This window comes from Agromyces fucosus, from assembly GCF_004134865.1.
In the GTDB taxonomy this organism is placed as follows: domain Bacteria; phylum Actinomycetota; class Actinomycetes; order Actinomycetales; family Microbacteriaceae; genus Agromyces; species Agromyces fucosus.
In genome coordinates this window covers 1,035,881-1,052,265 of record NZ_SDPO01000002.1, presented here as the reverse complement: position 1 = coordinate 1,052,265, position 16,385 = coordinate 1,035,881, and the positions used below count along the sequence as shown (strand labels likewise).

17 protein-coding genes are annotated in these 16,385 nt (G+C 71.2%); 12 read left to right on the top strand and 5 right to left on the bottom strand.

Annotated elements, in window-relative coordinates; translation table 11 throughout:
- The first annotated feature begins 62 nt into the window (after positions 1-62).
- Positions 63-641 (top strand): TetR/AcrR family transcriptional regulator, encoded by a 579-nt coding sequence (locus ESP57_RS10600; RefSeq protein WP_056006995.1) that lies wholly within the window; start codon positions 63-65, stop codon positions 639-641.
- Positions 642-675: 34 nt separating this feature from the next.
- Here ESP57_RS10600 and ESP57_RS10595 read toward each other — a convergent pair whose 3' ends face one another.
- Positions 676-1,311, bottom strand: coding sequence for a hypothetical protein (locus ESP57_RS10595; RefSeq protein WP_129231514.1), 636 nt, complete (start codon positions 1,309-1,311; stop codon positions 676-678).
- Positions 1,312-1,356: 45 nt separating this feature from the next.
- On the opposite strand from ESP57_RS10595, the gene ESP57_RS10590 reads away from it, so the two are divergent.
- From ESP57_RS10590 to ESP57_RS10560, 7 genes are all read left to right on the top strand, one after another.
- A complete protein-coding gene (locus ESP57_RS10590; RefSeq protein ID WP_129231513.1) occupies positions 1,357-2,790 on the top strand; it encodes a cellulase family glycosylhydrolase in 1,434 nt (477 codons plus the stop codon).
- 100 nt (positions 2,791-2,890) lie between these two features.
- On the top strand, positions 2,891-3,340 hold the full coding sequence (locus ESP57_RS10585; RefSeq protein WP_056006982.1) for a DUF2871 domain-containing protein: 450 nt from the start codon (positions 2,891-2,893) through the stop codon (positions 3,338-3,340).
- A gap of 51 nt (positions 3,341-3,391) precedes the next feature.
- Positions 3,392-4,309 (top strand): DNA-3-methyladenine glycosylase family protein, encoded by a 918-nt coding sequence (locus ESP57_RS10580; protein ID WP_207904529.1) that lies wholly within the window; start codon positions 3,392-3,394, stop codon positions 4,307-4,309.
- Between the two features lie 128 nt (positions 4,310-4,437).
- On the top strand, positions 4,438-4,962 hold the full coding sequence (locus ESP57_RS10575) for a hypothetical protein (RefSeq protein ID WP_129231511.1): 525 nt from the start codon (positions 4,438-4,440) through the stop codon (positions 4,960-4,962).
- Between the two features lie 204 nt (positions 4,963-5,166).
- The gene (locus ESP57_RS10570; RefSeq protein ID WP_129231510.1) at positions 5,167-5,619 is read left to right on the top strand and encodes a DUF6069 family protein; all 453 of its coding nucleotides are present in this window, start codon (positions 5,167-5,169) and stop codon (positions 5,617-5,619) included.
- Entirely contained in the window at positions 5,616-6,836 is a 1,221-nt protein-coding gene (locus ESP57_RS10565; RefSeq protein ID WP_129231509.1) for a sensor histidine kinase, read from the top strand. The genes ESP57_RS10570 and ESP57_RS10565 overlap by 4 nt, the downstream gene beginning before the upstream one ends.
- On the top strand, positions 6,833-7,435 hold the full coding sequence (locus tag ESP57_RS10560; RefSeq protein WP_129231508.1) for a response regulator transcription factor: 603 nt from the start codon (positions 6,833-6,835) through the stop codon (positions 7,433-7,435). Before ESP57_RS10565 ends, ESP57_RS10560 begins: the two co-directional genes overlap by 4 nt.
- A 20-nt stretch (positions 7,436-7,455) precedes the next feature.
- Here the strand turns inward: ESP57_RS10560 and ESP57_RS10555 are convergent, their stop codons facing one another.
- Positions 7,456-7,878, bottom strand: a complete 423-nt coding sequence (locus tag ESP57_RS10555; protein WP_129231507.1) for a winged helix-turn-helix transcriptional regulator — start codon at positions 7,876-7,878, stop codon at positions 7,456-7,458.
- A gap of 58 nt (positions 7,879-7,936) precedes the next feature.
- Between ESP57_RS10555 and ESP57_RS10550 the strand changes: the two genes are divergently transcribed.
- Both ESP57_RS10550 and ESP57_RS10545 read left to right on the top strand, forming a co-directional pair.
- Positions 7,937-10,315, top strand: coding sequence for an LLM class flavin-dependent oxidoreductase (locus tag ESP57_RS10550; RefSeq protein ID WP_341539079.1), 2,379 nt, complete (start codon positions 7,937-7,939; stop codon positions 10,313-10,315).
- Positions 10,316-10,375: 60 nt separating this feature from the next.
- Positions 10,376-11,050, top strand: coding sequence for an NADPH-dependent F420 reductase (locus tag ESP57_RS10545; RefSeq protein ID WP_341539085.1), 675 nt, complete (start codon positions 10,376-10,378; stop codon positions 11,048-11,050).
- A gap of 39 nt (positions 11,051-11,089) precedes the next feature.
- Here ESP57_RS10545 and ESP57_RS10540 read toward each other — a convergent pair whose 3' ends face one another.
- From ESP57_RS10540 to ESP57_RS10530, 3 genes are all read right to left on the bottom strand, one after another.
- A complete protein-coding gene (locus ESP57_RS10540; RefSeq protein WP_056006969.1) occupies positions 11,090-11,434 on the bottom strand; it encodes a cupin domain-containing protein in 345 nt (114 codons plus the stop codon).
- 108 nt (positions 11,435-11,542) lie between these two features.
- Positions 11,543-13,048, bottom strand: coding sequence for an HNH endonuclease signature motif containing protein (locus ESP57_RS10535; RefSeq protein ID WP_165877437.1), 1,506 nt, complete (start codon positions 13,046-13,048; stop codon positions 11,543-11,545).
- A gap of 210 nt (positions 13,049-13,258) precedes the next feature.
- Positions 13,259-14,152, bottom strand: coding sequence for a carbohydrate kinase family protein (locus ESP57_RS10530; protein WP_129231504.1), 894 nt, complete (start codon positions 14,150-14,152; stop codon positions 13,259-13,261).
- 111 nt (positions 14,153-14,263) lie between these two features.
- On the opposite strand from ESP57_RS10530, the gene ESP57_RS10525 reads away from it, so the two are divergent.
- Positions 14,264-15,376, top strand: a complete 1,113-nt coding sequence (locus tag ESP57_RS10525) for a phospholipase D-like domain-containing protein (RefSeq protein WP_129231503.1) — start codon at positions 14,264-14,266, stop codon at positions 15,374-15,376.
- 64 nt (positions 15,377-15,440) lie between these two features.
- Positions 15,441-16,379, top strand: coding sequence for an N-acetylglucosamine kinase (locus ESP57_RS10520; RefSeq protein ID WP_129231502.1), 939 nt, complete (start codon positions 15,441-15,443; stop codon positions 16,377-16,379).
- Positions 16,380-16,385: the final 6 nt, after the last annotated feature.

Sequence of the window (16,385 nt, the reverse complement as noted above, 5' to 3'; positions counted from 1 at the left end):
CTTCTCTTCGATGTGGTGCGAAGCCATACCGGACATCCTTGTCCGGTAGTAAGGTAGCACCCGTGCCTGAACGCGGGAAGGGAACTTCCGAGGGCCGCAAGGCCAATCGCGGGCCGAGCGCCGGCCCCGGCAACCGGCGCGCCATCATCGCCGCCGCGCGCGAGGTCTTCGCGACCGACGGCCTGCAGGGTCCGTTCAACGCCATCGCCAAGAAGGCGGGCGTCGGGCAGGGCAGCCTCTACCGCCACTTCCCCGATCGGCTCTCGCTCGCCGTCGCCGTCTTCGACGAGAACATCGACGAACTCGAGTCCGCCGTCGAACACGAGGGCGCCACCCTCGACGACCTGCTCGAGGCGGTCATCGGGCAGGTCGTCGTGTCGACGGCGCTCATCGACCTCATCTGGCAGCACCAGCACGACGACCGGGTCGTCCACCTCGGTGAGCGGCTCGGAGCGGTCGTCGGCGCCCTCGTGGCACGCGAACGAGTGGCAGGCCGCATCGGCGACTCCGTCGAGGACGCCGACGTGCTGCTCGCCGTGTCGATGCTCGCCGACCTGCTCGCGCGCACCGGCGCCGAGGATCGCCGGCAGGTCGCCCAGCGCGCGTGGTCGATCTTCCACGCGGCATTCGCTCCGCGCTAGCAGGCGGCGCGTTCGTCGGCGCGCGCGGCGATCGTCAGGCGGTGACGGATGCCTCGGCGTCGGCGTCATCGCCGACGGTCTGCGTCTCGGCGTCGGCCGCGGCATCCGCTTCGTCGCCGTCTGCGCCGTCGCTGTCGGTGCCGCCGCTGCCGCGCCCGGTCGTCGCGACGATGGCCGCGACCGCGCCGACCACGAGGCCGAGCAACGCACCCGTGATCGCGGAGACCACGACGTTCGCCGCCGTGGTGCCGAGGTACGTGCCGAGGTCGGCGTGCACCGTGAAGCTCGTGAACACCCCGCGCACGAGGTTGCCGGCGACGACCGCGACGGTCGTGACCCACACGCCGCGGCCGAATGCGCGACCGGGGCTCGGCACCGCACGCCGCTTCGGTGCGCGGAGCATGACGAACGCGACGAGGAGCATGACGAGCACCCCCGCCACATCCGCGAGCCAGAACGCCCACGTCGTGTCGCCGAGCGGCATCAGTCGCAGTGCCGGGATCAGGTACGGCAGCCCGGCGGCGGCGGGCACCGCGAGAAGCGGCACGTACGTCGTGAGGACGCCGGTCAGCGGCCAGATGCCGACGAGGATCGCGAGCGCGACGAGTGCCGCGAGGACGGCCCGATCGGCTCGATGGAGACGATGTGGGTCAACTGTCCTAGTCGGCATGGGTTTGATGATAGCCTCCCCCTCACATACGTCAAGGAGGACCGGATGTTCGCCGCTCGAAGCACCGTCGCCGCAGGGTTGGGAGTGCTGCTCGTCGTGGGCGGCGTGGCCGCGGCGATGCGGACGCCGGGGCCGGCGGAGGCCGCCTCCTTCATCACCGACGGCGACGGGCGCTCGCTCGTGCAGCACGGGTTCTCGACCGCGAGCAGCTCGAAGAGCGTGCCCGACGGCATGCCCGACTTCACCGAGGACCAGCTCGTGCAGGAGCAGGCCGACATGGGCACGAACTTCGTGCGCTTCCTCATCTCGTGGCGCAAGGTCGAGCCGAGCCCCGGCGTCTACGATCAGGGCTACCTCGACGACGTCGAGGAGCGTGTGGGCTGGTACGAGGAGCGCGGCTATCACGTGATGCTCGACATGCACCAGGACCTCTGGGGTTCCGGCATCACGCCCGAGGGCGACAACGGCAACGGCGCGCCCGAGTGGGCGACGTACCTCGACGGCTTCCCCGTCGCCCACCACGACCAGTGGGAGCTGTACTACCTCGAGCCCGGCGTGATCCACGCGTTCGACAACTTCTGGAACACGACGGGCGAGCACCCCGAGCTCACCGACCACTACGCCGGGGCCTGGCGAGCCGTCGCGGAGCGGTTCGCCGACAACGACGCGGTGGTCGCCTACGACCTCATGAACGAGCCCTACGGCGGCACCGTGCAGGGACCGGCCTTCGAGGCAGGCCCGCTCACCGCGCTCTACCAGAAGACCGTCGACGCGATCCGCGAGGTCGACCAGGACTCCTGGGCCTGCCTCGAACCCCAGGCGCTCGGCTTCAACTGGGGGCTGCCGAGCGCGCTCGGCGCGGTCGACGACCCCCGCGAGGGCGACCCTCGCATCGCCTTCTGCCCGCACCTCTACCCGCTCCCGATGGATCTCGGCGAGGGATTCAGCGGCACCTCGCGCGACCTCGTCGAGACGACGGTGGCCGCGTGGCGCTCGAACACGCTGCGCACGGCCGAAGCCCTCGGCGGGGTGCCGATCATCCTCGGCGAGTTCGGCCTCGACACCACGCTGCCCGGCGCGCTCGACTACGTCGACCTCGTCTACACGACGTCGGATGCCTCGGGCATCGGCATCGCGTACTGGTCGCGCGACCCGGGGCCGTGGGGGCCGTATGAAGAGGACGGAACGCCGCGCAACCTCATCACGGTGCTCGACCGGCCCTACCCGCGCGCGATCGCCGGCGAGCTGCACACGTGGAACTCCGAGCCCGACTCCCTCGAGATCTCGGTCACGCCGACCGCCGACGGCTCTGCGACGAGCGAGGTCTACCTGCCTGCGGGCGGGTTCCCCGACGGCGGGGTCGTCGAGGGCGGCGAGGTCGTGTCGTGGGACCCGGAGCTCCGCATCCTCCGCTTCACGATCGACGCCGGCGACGACGGCGAGGGCGGCGCGCAGACGGTCGTGGTGCGACCGAGCTGACGCCCGCGGTTCCGTCTTTCGTTCGATGCGTCGGCGGCCCGCAGAAGGGGAGTATCGAGGTGAGGCTCGACCACCTCGCCTGCCTCCGAAGGGAACCGCCATGCAGAAACTGTTCTACGCATCGTTCGCGTACATGATCGTCGGCGTCGCCTCCGGCCTCTTCTACCGGGAGTTCACGAAGGCCAACGACTTCCCCGAAGGGCAGTTCACCCAGCTCGGCCTGGCCCACACCCACCTGCTGACGCTCGGCTTCATCGTGCTGCTCATCGTGCTCGTGATCGAGAAGGTCTTCGTGATCTCGAAGAGCCACCTCTTCGAGTGGTTCTTCTGGGTCTACAACGCGGGCGTCATCGTGACGTCGGCCATGCTCATCTGGCACGGCTCGCTCACGGTCATGGGCGAGGAGTCGACCTCGGCGATCGCGGGCATCGCGGGCCTCGGCCACATCGCGCTGGCCGCGGGCATGGTGCTGCTCTTCCTGGCACTGCGCAGTCGCATCGTGGCACCGGCGGCGGCCCAGCCGGTGGTCGAGGCGACGGCCGCCGAGTAGGCGGCGACCGGCCTCGTCGCGACTGTCAGGTGCGTGCGTCACACTGAAGTCGTGATCGCCGACCATGCCCTCAGCTGGCGGCCGCGGCATCCGACCGATCTGCGCCAGACGCTCGGAGCGCTGCGGCGCGGCGTCGGCGACCCGGCGTTCCTGCTCGACGCGACCGGCGCCGTCTGGCGCACGACGCGCACGCCCGAAGGCGATGCGACCCTGCGACTGACCCAGCCCGATGCCGAGACGCTGCGCTGCGAGGCGTGGGGGCCGGGTGCCGGTGCCGCGGTCGTGCAGGCGCCCGAACTGCTCGGCGACGCCGACGACCCCACGGGCTTCGAGCCGCGACTGCCGATGCTCGACGACGCGCACCGGCGCAATCCCGGCCTGCGCATCACGCGCACCGCGCAGGTCTTCGAGGCCCTCGCCGCAACGATCCTCGAGCAGAAGGTCATCACCCTCCAGGCGCACGACTCCTGGCGCCGCCTGCTCATCGGCTTCGGCACGCCGGCCCCCGGCCCGACGCCCCGGCCGATGCGGGTCGTGCCGTCACCCGAGGTCTGGCGCACGATCCCGAGCTGGGAGTGGCATCGCGCGGGCGTCGACCCGAAACGGGCGCGCGCGCTTGCGAACGCGGCGGGATACGCCGACAAGCTCGAGGCCGTCGTCGCGATGAGCCCCGCGGATGCCGCGGCTCGCCTCACCCTCATGCCGGGCGTCGGCCCGTGGACCGTCGCCGAGGTCGCCCAGCGCGCGCTGGGCGACGCCGATGCGCTCTCCGTCGGCGATTACCACCTCTCCAACTACGTGGGACACGCGCTCGCGGGGCGCGACATGACCGACGACGAGATGCTCGAGACGCTCGAGCCGTGGCGCGGCCATCGCTATCGCGTCGTGCGGCTGCTCGGCGCCGCGGGAGTGCGCGGGCGGCCTCGGCGGGGCCCGCGCATGGCGTTCGTCGACCACCGCGCGATCTGATGGAGAGGCGCGGGAGCCGTTCGTCGTCCGGGAGATGTTCCCCTCGCGCATAGGACACGCATAGGCTCTGCAATTACCGTGCTCTGAGGCCGACCCGGCCTCTCCCGATTGCGAAGGACACACACATCGTGAATACAACCGCCTCCAAGGTCAACGTGCCGCTGATCCTGCTCTGGGTCGCGGCAGTGGCGCTGATCGGCGGGGGCTACTGGCTCCTGAGCTCGTCGACCGCCAGCCAGGTCGAGTTCTACACCTCCGGCTCGCAGGATGTCGCCGGGCTCCTCGGCGCGCAGACGAACACGACGGTCGCGGGCCTGCTGCTCGCGGTCGGTGCACTCGCCGTCGTCATCGCCCTCGCGGTGCACGCACTCGGCCGGAGCGCTCGTGTCGCGTCGGCGGAAGCCGCCGCGCTCGTCGCAGCTGAGGATGCCGCCTTCGAGGCGGAGCTCGATCGCGCCGAGGCGGAGTTCGACCGCGCCGAGGCTGAGGCCGCCGCTGCCGGGGTCGCGCCCGTCGCCGAAGCGCCTGCCGTCGTCGAAGAGGTCGTCGTCGAAGAGGTCGAGGCTTCCGAAGCCCCGGCCGAGCCCGCTGCGGACGCGGCATCCGCACACGCCGCCGCCGCCGAGCCGGGAACGTCGGGCGATACCAAGTAGCAGGGACCGCGCGCTCCAGCTGCGCCCGACCTCCGGCCGAACGCGTCGCATCCCGACGATCGAGCGTGACCATCCCGTCTCGTCTCGTCTCGATGCGGCGCGTTCGCGTCTTCGCCGACAGGCCGAACGCGAGTGACATCTGTCACGATCGAGACGAGACGAACGGCTCTGCCGTCGCCTGCATACGGTTTCTAACCTCGAATCATGACTGCACAACGCGAATCCACTCACACCCTCGGCACGTCGCCGAGCCTGCGGCGGGGTGCGCCGCCGGCGCGGGCGACCGGTGCCGTACTCGGAGCCGTCTTCGGAGCGCTGCTCATTTGGGCGATCGCGGTGCCGATCGCCGGCATCGACCTCGAAGCGCGAATGGGTGCCGGTGCGCAGCCGGTCGGCCCGGCGCTCGTCGCGATCGCGGCCGTCGTCGGCGCGGCCGGCGCCCTGGCCGTTTCCGCGCTCATCGCCAGGTTCGCACGGAACGCGCGGCGACTCTGGTTCGTGATCTCGATCTGCGTCGGAGTGCTCTCGCTCGCAGGCCCGCTTCTGAGCGCGGCATCCGGTGCCTCGACGGCCGTGCTGCTCGTGATGCACGTGGTCGTGGGCGGGTCGCTCATCGTCGGACTGGCGCCGCGCCGCGCGGTCGAGGTGCGCCGATGACGGATGCCGCGAGCGGGCGCTCGAGTGCCGGCACGAACCAGTGGCGCCCGGGCGCTCGAGCCTTGGCAGCGGGCTCCACGGGTTGGTTCCTCGCGTGGATCGGGAGGCACACCGGACTGTGGATGACCGTCCTCTGGTGCACCATCCTGCTGTTCGCGCCGGCCGCAGATCTCGTCGGGCTCGTGCTCGATGGCGCCGAACCGTTCCGGATCGCCCTTGCCGTAGCGTTTCTCGTCGGGGCGGCGGCGACCTTCGCGGTGGCCGTCGCGGTCGGGTCGCGCCGCCGGGACGCGCCGCTCGCCGTCGGCGCGCTCGTCCTGCTCGCGGGTATCGCGTGCGCGAGCATGGGCGCATTCTCATGGGTCACGCCGCTCGCGCTGCCCGCGATCGCAGCCGGGGTGGCGCTGCACGAACGTGTGGTGCTGCCGGTGATCCTCGCCATGTCGGCGTTCGCCGGCCTGCTCGTGGGTTTCGTCGCGCTCGACGTGTTCGCGGGTCTCGGCGCCGCCCTCTTCGTCTTCCTCGCCGGGCTCGGCAACTTCGTGGTGCACCGGCTCGTCGCCGTGATCGCCGAACTCGACGCCGCACGCGAAGAACTCGCACGGGCCGCGGTGGTGCACGAGCGCGTGCGATTCGCGCGCGACCTGCACGACCTGCTCGGACACAGTCTGTCGGTGATCGTCGTGAAGGCGGAGCTGGCGCGACGGCTCGCGCACGACGACGCGGATGCCGCTGCGGCGCATGCCGCCGATATCGAGACGATCGGGCGACAGGCGCTCGCCGACGTGCGCGCGGCCGTCACCGGCTATCGCGACGCGGGCCTCGCGCTCGAGCTCGAGCGCGCGCGCCTCGCTCTCGTCTCATCCGGCCGCGCCGTCGATATCCGCAACGATGCCGGACCGCTCCCGACCGCGACCGACGAGCTCTTCGGCTGGGTGGTTCGCGAGGGGTCGACGAACATCATGCGGCACTCGACCGCGCGGCGCTGCCGTGTCACGATCGAGCACGTGGAGGGCTTCGACGTCATCGAGATCTCGGACGACGGCCGCCCGGCGTCGACGCCTGAGCCGACGCCGACGCCGGACGGAACGGGACTCCGGGGTCTCCGTGAACGGGTCGCCGAGGCGAACGGCGAACTCCACGCCGCCCATGCGGCAGACGGGTTCCGCATCGTGGTGCGCGTGCCGACGAGCGATCGGCTGAAGGGGGAGTCATGAGGATCCTGCTCGCCGAGGATCAGACGATGTTCCGCACTGCTCTCGGAACCCTGCTCGATCTCGAACCCGACTTCGAGGTCGTCGCGCAGGTCGGGCGTGGTGACGCCGTCGTGGCCGCCGCCCGCGAGAGTCGTCCCGACGTCGCCCTGCTCGACATCGAGATGCCCGGCGCCACCGGGCTCGAGGTCACGCCGCTCCTCCTCGCCGAGGTGCCCGGCGTCGTCGTCGTGGTGCTGACGACCTTCGGGCGTCCGGGCTACCTCAAGCGCGCACTCGAGGCGGGCGCGCGAGGATTCCTGCTGAAGGATGTGCCGGTCGAGCGGCTCGCCGAGCAGTTGCGGGCGGTCGTCGGCGGATCGATCGTCGTCGACCCGCAGCTCGCGGCATCCGCTCTGGCGACTCCGCCGAGCCCGCTGACCGATCGCGAGCGGGAGGTGCTGGTGGAGGGCGCCCGCGGGGCGACCGTGCAGGAGATCGCGGTACGACTGCACCTGTCGCCGGCAACGGTGCGCAACTACCTGTCGTCGGCGATCGGCAAGACCGGTGCCAGCAACCGCGTCAGTGCGGCAAAGGTCGCCGAACAGCAGGGCTGGCTGTAGTCCGTGCGTGCCTGCCGGCGTCAGCCCGCAGTCTGGCGCTCGGTGGGAACGACACGTGCCTGACCCCACTCGACGAGCGGCTGCAGCAGCTCGATGAGCTGCAGGCCCGCGGTGCTCGGCGTGTAGGTGATCGTCACCGGCGTCGTCGCCCGCACGTGCCGTTCGAGGACGCCTTCGTCTTCGAGCTCCTTGAGGCGGGCGGCGAGCAGCCGGTCGGAGATGCCGGTGACGGTGCTGCGGTACTCCGAGAACCGGCGGGCCCCGCGCACGCCGGCGAGCAGGATGGCCGCGTTCCACTTGCGGCCCGCGAACTCGACCGTGCTCTGGAATCGGCGGCACTGCGCCTCGTCGATGTGGCCGAGTTCGTGCAGGCGGGTGCGTCGGTCGTCGAGCAGCGCGACGGCCGCGTCATCCGCGTCATCCGTCTCCGAGTTGCTTACCATAGGTAAGTAGCTTACCCCTCTCGTGCGACCGCCGCACCCCGTGCCGGAGGATGGGAGCGTGGCGCAGGACGATGCCCGTGCGCCCGCGATCGATCGGAGCACGATGCACTACGGCCACGACCTGCAGTTCGGCACCTTCATCACGCCGAAGAACGACCCGCCGCAGTTCGCCGTGCGACTCGCCGAGCTCAGCGAGGCATCGGGCTACGACCTCGTGACGTTCCAGGACCACCCGTACCAACCGGCGTTCCACGACACGCAGACCCTGCTCACCTGGGTCGCGGCGCGCACCGAGCGCATCCACCTCGCCGCGAACGTGACGAACCTGCCGCTTCGGCCGCCGGCCGTGCTGGCCCGTGCCGCCGCGAGCCTCGACCTGCTCTCGGGCGGACGCTTCGAGCTCGGCCTCGGCGCCGGCGGGTTCTGGGATGCGATCGACGCGATGGGCGGCCGCAGGCTCACCCCCGGGCAGGCGGTCGACGCGCTCTCCGAGGGCATCGACGTCATCCGCGGCGTCTGGGACCAGGGCGAGCGAGCGCGTTTCCAGGTCGACGGCACCTACTACCGGGTCGACGGCGCGAAGCGCGGCCCGGCGCCGGCGCACAACATCCCGATCATCATCGGTGCGCTGAAGCCCCGCATGCTGCGACTCATCGGCCGCAAGGGCGACGGCTGGCTGCCCTCGCTCGGGTACATGCAGCCGGGCGACTACGCGGCCGGCAACGCACGCATCGACGAGGCCGCGATCGCCGCCGGCCGGGACCCCCGCGAGATCCGCCGGATGGTCAACATCGGCGGCCGGTTCGGCGGCGGCGGGTTCCTGAACGGGCCGGCCGCGCAGTGGGTCGACGACCTGCTGCCGTACGTCGTCGACGACGGCGTGGGCACCTTCATCCTCGCGAGCGACGACCCCGGCACGATCGTGCACTTCGCCGAGGAGGTCGCGCCGGCCCTTCGCGAAGCGGTCGCACGAGAGCTGCGAGCAGCGGATGCCGCGGCATCCGCCGACTCGATCGCTCTGTCTGCCGGGAGCCCTTCGACAGGCTCAGGGAACGGGGGTGCAGGCTCAGCGAGCAGACCGGTGCGCAACTCGGCCGTGCGCGGTAAGCGACGCGACGGCATCGACTACGACGCGGTGCCCGCCTCGCTCGCCGCCGACGCGATCGAGCCCGGCGACGCCGGCTACGTGCGCGTGAAGTCGACGTACATGCGCGGCGGAGCCCCCGGCCTCGTGCTGCGCCCGGCCGATGCCGCGCAGGTCGCCGAGGCGGTCGACTTCGCACGTGCGAACCCCGAGGTGCCGCTCGGCGTGCGCAGCGGCGGGCACGGCATCAGCGGTCGATCCACGAACGACGGCGGCATCGTCATCGACCTCTCCCGGCTGAACGCGATGGAGGTGCTCGACGAGGAGCGCCGGCTCGTGCGCGTCGAGGCGGGTGCGCGCTGGCAGGACGTCGCGGCGTTCCTCGCGCCGCACGGCTGGGCGCTCTCCTCCGGCGACTACGGGGGAGTGGGCGTCGGCGGACTCGCGACGGCGGGCGGCATCGGCTGGCTCGTGCGCGAGCACGGCCTCACGATCGACCACGTGCGCGCCGTCGAGATGGTGCTGGCCGACGGCTCCGTCGTGCGAGCGGATGCCACGCGGCATCCCGACCTCTTCTGGGCCGTTCGCGGCGCCGGCGCGAACATGGGCATCGTCACCGCCTTCGAGTTCGAGGTCGACGAGGTCGGCGCCCTCGGCTTCGCGCAGCTCGCGTTCGACGCGAGCGACACCGCCGGGTTTCTGCAGGCCTGGGGCGACTGGGTCGTCGACTCGCCGCGCGACGTCACGAGCTTCCTGCTCATGGGAGGTGCCCGCCCGGGCGAGCCGCCCGTCGCGCAGGTGATGGCGGTCATCGACTCCGACGACCCCGACACGGTCGTCGCCCGACTGCAGCCGCTCGCGGAGGCCGCGCCGCTCATCGGGCAGGACGTGCGCCTCACGACCTACGAGTCGATCATGGCGAACGCCGCCGACGGCAGCCACGCCGCCGAGGGCGAGCCGACCGCGCGCACGGGCCTCATCGGCCGCATCACCCCGGAGTTCGCGGCGGATGCCGCGCGATTCATCGAGAGCGGGGCGACCTACTTCTTCCAGTTGCGAGCCGTCGGCGGCGCCGTGCACGACGTGCCGGCGGATGCCACGGCCTTCGCCCATCGCGCGGCGGAGTTCTCGGTCGTCGCCTTCGGCTCGAGCCGGCACCGCACGAGCGAGCGGTGGAACGAGTTCATGGCGCCGCACTTCTCGGGCGCGTACGTGAGCTTCGAGACCGAGGTGGGTCCGGCGTCCGTCACCGCGGCGTATCCTCCCGCGACCCTCGAGCGGCTGCGCGCGATCAAGGCCGAGGTCGACTCCGGCAACATGTTCCGCGACAACGCCAACCTCGAACCCGCCTGACTCGAATCGTCATTCTCGGAATCGGATCGGCATCCTCGGAATCAATCCGCGTTGCACGCGTTGCATCCCAGCATGACGAACCTCGCTCCAACTGACATCGGAATCATCGGCGCCGGCAACATCGGCGGCGCGCTCGCTCGAAAGCTCGTCGAGCTCGGTCACCGCGTGACGATCGCGAACTCGCGCGGCCCCGAGACGCTCGCCGAGCTCGTCGCCGAACTGGGCCCGAACGCGTCGGCCGGCACGGCCGCCGAGGCCGCGGAGGCGGGGGAGTTCGTCATCGTGACGGTTCCGCTGAAGGCCTACCGCGACATCCCCGTGGCACCGCTCGCCGGCAAGATCGTGATCGACACGAACAACTACTACTGGGAGCGCGACGGCCGCATCGCCGAGCTCGACTCGGGCGAGGCGACCGTCTCGGGGCTGCTGCAGGCGCACCTGCCCGAGTCGAAGGTCGCCAAGGGCTTCAACAACATCCTCGCCGCCTCGATCCTCACCGACGGCACTCCCGCAGGAACGCCCGGTCGCCGAGCGCTGTCGACCGCGAGCGACTTCGACGACGCCGCGGCGCTCGTCACTGCGCTCCTCGACGACTTCGGGTTCGACTCGGTCGAGTTCGGTCCGCTCTCCGAGAGCTGGCGCGCCGAGCGCGATCAGCCGGCGTACGTCACGCCGCAGACGCGCGAGGAGCTCGTGGCGAACCTCGCGCGCGCGGAGCGGCTGCTCGCGGCCTAGCCACGGCCGCCTCAGCGGCTCATCGCCGGATGGCTCGCCTCACTCGAGCCATTCGGTGATGAAGGTCGGGCTCGCGTGGATGTGGGTCGAGATCATGGCCTCGGGTCCGATGATCACGAACTTGTGCGGGGTGTGTGCCGGCACGACGAGCACCTGGCCGCCGACGGCTTCCAGTTGTTCATCGCCGACCGTGAACAGCGCCCGCCCATGGCGGATGACGAACGTCTCGGAATACGGATGCAGGTGCAGCCGCGGACCGGAGCCGACCTTCGAGCTGTACGTGAGGATGAGCGACACGTCGGAACCGATCGAGGCGCCCTCGATCGACTCGTGCCAGTACACGTCGTCTTCGGCCACGCCGCTGCGCTGGTGCATCAGAACCATGGTGTGCTCCTCGCTTTCGCGGCACACGGTACACCCGGCGACGTCCGGCCGCATGCGGGGTCGGCCCGCACCAGATGCTTCCCTGCCCAGCTGCGCGAGTGCGGCTGCTCAAGCGACCGCGGCCGTACGAATCGGACCGGCGCGCCGACGGGCGAGTGCGGCGGCGCGCCGAGCCGGTGACACCGTCGATGCGCGCCACCGCTGCGGCCCCATGCCGGGCGGCGGCATCACCTCGGGCGTGCCGTCGTTCATGCGAATGCGCCACCCCGAGCTGTCGATCGAGCGGTGGTGGAACCAGCAGCGCAGCACACCGTTGTCGGTGTGGGTGGCGCCGCCATGCCACCACGGGACGACATGATGCACCTCGGTGGCCCACGCAGGGGTGTCGCATCCGGGAATGATGCAGCCGCCGTCGCGTGCTGCGAGGGCACGACGCTGTGCGCGGTTGAAGCAGCGCTCGGTCGTACCGATGCCGACGACCCCGCCGTTGGCGGCCAGCGTGACGTGCTGTATGCCGTTCGCGCTCGCATGTTGTTCAACAGCCCGCATCGAGATCGGTTCGTCGATGCCGTCGACGTGGCCGACGCCATGACCGGCGCGGAAATCGTCGGCGAGCACTGTGACGACGATCGTCGGGGACGCGCCTCCGAGGGTCGGAAGCTCATCGGCCCGTGCCGCGATGTCGAACACGGTCGCGATCGCGTCATGCTGGCGCTGCGCCCGGGTGCGCGGGTCTCTGCTGCCGGATGCCTCGGGCTCCGCCTGCTTGACGTCGTCTTCGACGGGAGCGGCCGCCGAAGGATCGGCGACCGGCACGAACCCGGTCGACTGCCGAAAGTTGGTGATCGAGTCGAACACTCGCCGCACCATGCCCGCGACCTCGGGCAGCAGTGCGCCACGCACGGGAACGAGGCCGTCTCGAGCGGGAAGGAGTTCGAACCCGCGGGCCGCCCACTGCCGATGCGACGGCTCGGCGCCGTCGGGGTCGAGGACTTCGGCCCACACGGCGGCCTGCATGCGCGTCTCGGTGGCCGTCACGGGGGCCGAGACCTCAGCGCCCGGCGCAGCGGCGACGCCGATCGCCGCGCAGACGAGTTCGTGTTCAGCCGCGCGCACTCCGTCGAGGTCGCCGTTGGCGTGGCGCGGGAGCACCGCGTCGAGTGCCTTCGCGATGGCGACCGCGGAGTCGAAGCCGAGCTCACCGGTGCACAGGCCCCCGGCGAGGCGCTCGAATCGGGGTGGCGTCGAATCGCCGAGCAGCGTGGACGTGCGGCGAACTGCCGCCCCGAGCCTGAGCCGCGCACGCGCGGTCGGCGAGGAGACGCGAGTGAGGCGTTGAAGGAGCTCGGCGGCGCTCGTACACCCCTTCTTCGCCGCGAGCCCCTCGCGACCGAGCGAGGTGCGGCTGCGGTGCTCGATCTCGCCCGCGGCATGGACGCGCAATGCATCGGCGAAGCGGCCGAGCCGTTCGACCTGCGCGACGAGTTCGAGGAGTTCGACGTCGCGCGCCGAAGCCAGGGCAGGCACCGTGTTCGCCGGCCCGCTCGCGGCATCGAGGAGGTCGCCGACCGGATCGGCGACCTCGGCGATGCGAGCGGTGAGGGCGTGCTCCATGTCTTCGACACTAGGGGCGACCACTGACATTTCGGTTCGAATGAAAATCAGCGCTGACCTGCATATGTAGCTGTGGAGAACGAGGGTCGACGGCTGCCTGTGGAGGAGGAGTGGGGAGGGTGCGGTGGGTCTCGATACGCTCGCTGGCGCTCGCTCCTCGACCGACGTGGGTGCTCGTCCGGTGGGTCTCGATACGCTCGCTGGCGCTCGCTACTCGACCGGCCTCGGCGCCGCGTCGAGCACCCCGTCGAGCGCGGGGTGCAGGTGCCGCGTCGTGAGCACGGTGGCGGCATGCCGCGCGCCCGCCTCGAGCGCCTCGTCGAGCGCCGCTCCGTCGAGGTGCGCGTCGAGCACTCCCGACATGAAGGCATCCCCCGCCCCGTTGGTGTCGAGCACCTCGACGGGCACCGCCGCGACCTCGGACCGGAGCATCCGACCGTGGTCGCCGGCGCTGATCGCGATCGCGCCCTGCGCGCCGAGCGTGCAGACGACGACGGATGCCCCGCCGCGCACGCACTGCTCCATGAACGGCCGCGGGTCGTCGCCGATGCGGTCGGCGTTCATGAAGATCCAGTCGGCGGCCCTGATGAACGGGCGGTGGAACTCGGCACTGCCGTCGTAGTCGTGGATGTCGGTCCAGATCGGGCGGCCGGTGGCGCGCGCCGCGCCGATGAGCCCGTGCGAACGCTCCGAGAGGTCGAGCACGATCGCCGGGGCATCCCGCATCGCCTGCGCCAGCTCCGTCGACGGCGGCGTGCCGGGGTCGGCGGGCGCGCTCAGGTAGAGCGAGACGCGCTCGCCCTGCCGGGTCATGAGGTTCAGGTGGCTCTCGGTGCGCGCTGCGGCGAGGCTCGCGAACGCGACACCGGATGCCTCGAGCGCACCCCGCACGCGCCGCCCCTCCTCGTCGTCCCCGATGAGCGTGTGCAGGAGCACGGGCCGGCCGAGGGACGCGAGCCCGAGCGCCTTGCCGGCGGAGGTGCCGCCGATCGTCTCGTAGTCGTCGAGCGCGAACTGCATGTGCGGCACCGGCTCGGGCAGGTGCTCGAGGTAGACGATGCGGTTCCAGGCGGCCGGGCCCGAGACGACGATGGGTGCGTTCATGGTTCGCAGCGTAGCGGCGGCGACGTGCCGATCCTCCGGGCCGGCACTGATGCCGCAGCGTGTCGCACGGTCGAGGCTGATCATGAGGATCACTCACGAGGGGAGCGCGCCATGTCGGTCAGCATCGGGGGAGTGGAGCTCTACATGGGGCCGGTCGCAGTCGGCGGCCCCGACGACCTCGACCAGGCGATCCGCGACTTCATCGACGCGGCGCAGCACAGCCTCGCCATCGCCGTGCAGGAGATCGATTCGCGGCCCATCGCCCAGGCGATCCTCGCCGCGAAGCTGCGCGGCGTGCGGGTGCGCGTCATCCTCGAGGGCGACTACCTCACCGAAGAGAAGGCCCTCGCCGACCCGTGGGGCGTCACCGGCGCGCACGAGGAGAACCGCGTCATCATGGGCGCCCTGCTGAAGGCACGCGTCGACGTGATCAGCGACCTGAATCCGAAGATCTTCCATCAGAAGTTCATCGTGCGCGACTCGGGCAAGCCCGGTGCCGCGGTGCTGACGGGCTCGACCAACTTCACCCTCACCGACACCGGCAAGAACGAGGAGGTCGGCATCGGGGCCGGCCAGAACCTCAACCACGTGGTCGTCCTGACCGGCCAGCTCGCCGCCACCGAGTACCTGCGCGAGTTCGAGCGGATGCGGTCGGGCACGTTCGGCGACCTGCACGAGCGCGTCGAGCCGAGGCCGAAGGAGTTCGACCTGCCCGACGTGCGGGTGAAGCCCCTCTTCGCACCGCGGCATGGCCCCGAGATGGAGATCATGAAGCAGATGCTGAAGGCGAAGGACTCGATCGACTTCGCGATGTTCACCTTCGCCCAGTCGTCGGGCATCGACGACACCATGATCCGCTTGCGGCCCCTCGTCTCGCGCATCCGCGGCGTGCTCGACCGCGACCAGGGCGCCGCGAAGTGGGCGGCGACGAGCGACCTCGGGCACGGCGACGTCGAGCTCTTCGCGAACCGCCGCAACACGGGGGTGCGCAAGCTCCACCACAAGCTCATGGTCATCGACGAGCGGCTCGTCATCGTCGGCAGCTTCAACTACACGGCGCCGGCCAACACCCTGAACGACGAGAACATCATCGTGATCGGCGACCTCGAAGAGGAGGCGGGCAGTGCAGCGGATGTCGCGCAGCGCACGCTCGCCCGCTATGCGCTCACCGAGATCGACCGCATCATCGACGACCTCTCCGCGCCGGTGCCCGTCGTGCCGTAGCGCGGTCGGGCCGTTGGCGCTCGACGAGACCGGTGGCTGACGGCGAAGTGGTAGCGTCGCCATCGTGAACGCGACCGGCACCCTCGCCATCGACGCCGGCCAGTCGGGCATCAAGGTCAGGCACTCGGATGCCTCGGGCTCCGGCGAGTGGTCGGCCCCCGGCATCCGCACCGACCTGCCGCTGCTGCCGCAACTCGCACGCGTCATCGAGCAGGCTCACGAGGGCGGTCGATCCGCGGAGCGCATCGGACTCGGTGTCTCCGGGCTGACCGAGGACGAGGTCGACGCCGGCTACCTGCTCGCCGCCGCGGCCCCGATCGGCGCTCGCAGCGTGCACCTCGCCCACGACTCGATCACGGCGTACCTCGGTGCGCTCGGCGACGAGCGCGGCGTCGTCGTCGCCGCGGGAACGGGTTCCGTCACCCTCGCCGTCGGTGCCGTCGAGATCGCGAGGGTCGACGGGTGGGGCTACCTCATGGGCGACGCCGGCAGCGGTTACTGGCTCGGTCGGGCGGGGCTCGAGGCGGTCATGCGCGACTACGACGGGCGCGGGCCCGCGACCGCCCTCAGCGAGGTCGTGCGTGCGGACTTCCCCGACGTCGAGGCGGCCTACATCGAACTGCAGGCCGACCCCGAGCGGGTGCAGCGCATCGCGTCGTACGCACGGGCGGTGGCGGATGCCGCCGCCGCGGGCGACGAGGTGTCCGTGGCGATCGCCTCCGCCGGCGCGCGAGAGCTCGCGATGTCCGCCATCGCCGGACTCCGACGAGTCGGCGAGCTGGGTGCCCCCGTCTCGCAGGTGCGCGGGGTCGGCGGCCTGTTCCACGGCGAGGTGCTCGGCCGCGAGTTCGTCGAGACGCTGCGCGCCGAGCTGCCGGGTGCCGAAGTGCGGCTCGGCGAGGCGCACCCGCTCGACGGTGCCGCGGCACTCGCCGACGTCGCGCCGACGAGCGCGCTCGCGGCGCACATCGCCGTCGCGCGGATGGGTCCGTCGGTCGAGTAGCGACGC

Bases quoted from the DNA above. Each gene is read 5' to 3' on its own strand.
- ESP57_RS10595 (WP_129231514.1), bottom strand. From the start codon at position 1,311: ATGCCGACTAGGACAGTTGACCCACATCGTCTCCATCGAGCCGATCGG.
- ESP57_RS10590 (WP_129231513.1), top strand. From the start codon at position 1,357: ATGTTCGCCGCTCGAAGCACCGTCGCCGCAGGGTTGGGAGTGCTGCTC.
- ESP57_RS10585 (WP_056006982.1), top strand. From the start codon at position 2,891: ATGCAGAAACTGTTCTACGCATCGTTCGCGTACATGATCGTCGGCGTC.
- ESP57_RS10570 (WP_129231510.1), top strand. From the start codon at position 5,167: ATGACTGCACAACGCGAATCCACTCACACCCTCGGCACGTCGCCGAGC.
- ESP57_RS10565 (WP_129231509.1), top strand. From the start codon at position 5,616: ATGACGGATGCCGCGAGCGGGCGCTCGAGTGCCGGCACGAACCAGTGG.
- ESP57_RS10560 (WP_129231508.1), top strand. From the start codon at position 6,833: ATGAGGATCCTGCTCGCCGAGGATCAGACGATGTTCCGCACTGCTCTC.
- ESP57_RS10555 (WP_129231507.1), bottom strand. From the start codon at position 7,878: ATGGTAAGCAACTCGGAGACGGATGACGCGGATGACGCGGCCGTCGCG.
- ESP57_RS10540 (WP_056006969.1), bottom strand. From the start codon at position 11,434: ATGGTTCTGATGCACCAGCGCAGCGGCGTGGCCGAAGACGACGTGTAC.
- ESP57_RS10535 (WP_165877437.1), bottom strand. From the start codon at position 13,048: ATGGAGCACGCCCTCACCGCTCGCATCGCCGAGGTCGCCGATCCGGTC.
- ESP57_RS10530 (WP_129231504.1), bottom strand. From the start codon at position 14,152: ATGAACGCACCCATCGTCGTCTCGGGCCCGGCCGCCTGGAACCGCATC.
- ESP57_RS10525 (WP_129231503.1), top strand. From the start codon at position 14,264: ATGTCGGTCAGCATCGGGGGAGTGGAGCTCTACATGGGGCCGGTCGCA.